Here is a 702-nt window from a genome sequence, read left to right as displayed (position 1 = left end):
GTTGGTACTGCCGATACGGAGTGTCCTACCGCGATCTCGAGGAGATGCTCACCGAGCGCGGTGTGCCGGTGGATCACACCACCATCTACCGTTGGGTTCAAAAGTACGGCCCCGAACTGGATAGACGCACCCGGTGGTACCGTCAAACCTCCCCTTGGTTCTCCGATTCCTGGCGGGTTGATGAGACCTACATACGGGTCGGTGGGAGATGGTGCTACCTCTACCGGGCAGTCACCGCAGACGGTCGAACCTTGGATTTCTACATGTCCACTAAGCGCAACACGACAGCAGCGACACGGTTCCTGGGTAAAGCACTGCGTTGTGCTGGTCACCGCAGCCGAAACGGTGAGTGCCCCGGTGGGCCTAGGGTGATCTGCACCGACAAAGCACCCACCTACGCAGCGGCGATCGCAGCGCTGATCGACGAGCATAAGCTGTCGACGACAGTGGAGCATCGGCAGGTGAAGTACCTCAACAACGTGATCGAGGGGGATCACGGCCGGCTCAAACGGATCCTGGGGCCCAAGGGTGGCGGGTTCAAGACCCCGGTGTCTGCCTACCGGACGCTACAAGGAATGGAGGCGATGCACGCGCTGCGCAAAGGCCAGGGCAGGATGTTCGCCTTCGGGTGTGCGAACCCGGATGTGGTGATCGTGGCGAAAGCCTTCGCAGACGCCTGAGAGACCAGGGCTACGGGGGGGT

General features: G+C 61.4%; 1 protein-coding gene. It reads left to right on the top strand.

Going from position 1 to position 702, the window contains the following annotated elements; genetic code table 11:
* Positions 1-680 (top strand): IS6 family transposase (locus tag CVA01_RS14785; protein ID WP_141331839.1); only part of this gene is annotated, 680 nt, incomplete at its 5' end.
* Between the last annotated feature and the right edge of the window lie 22 nt (positions 681-702).

Origin of the sequence: Corynebacterium variabile, from assembly GCF_006539825.1 — a bacterium.
Taxonomy (GTDB): domain Bacteria; phylum Actinomycetota; class Actinomycetes; order Mycobacteriales; family Mycobacteriaceae; genus Corynebacterium; species Corynebacterium variabile.
Note: the sequence above shows the minus strand (reverse complement) of the source record. Positions and strands in the feature narration are given on the sequence as shown.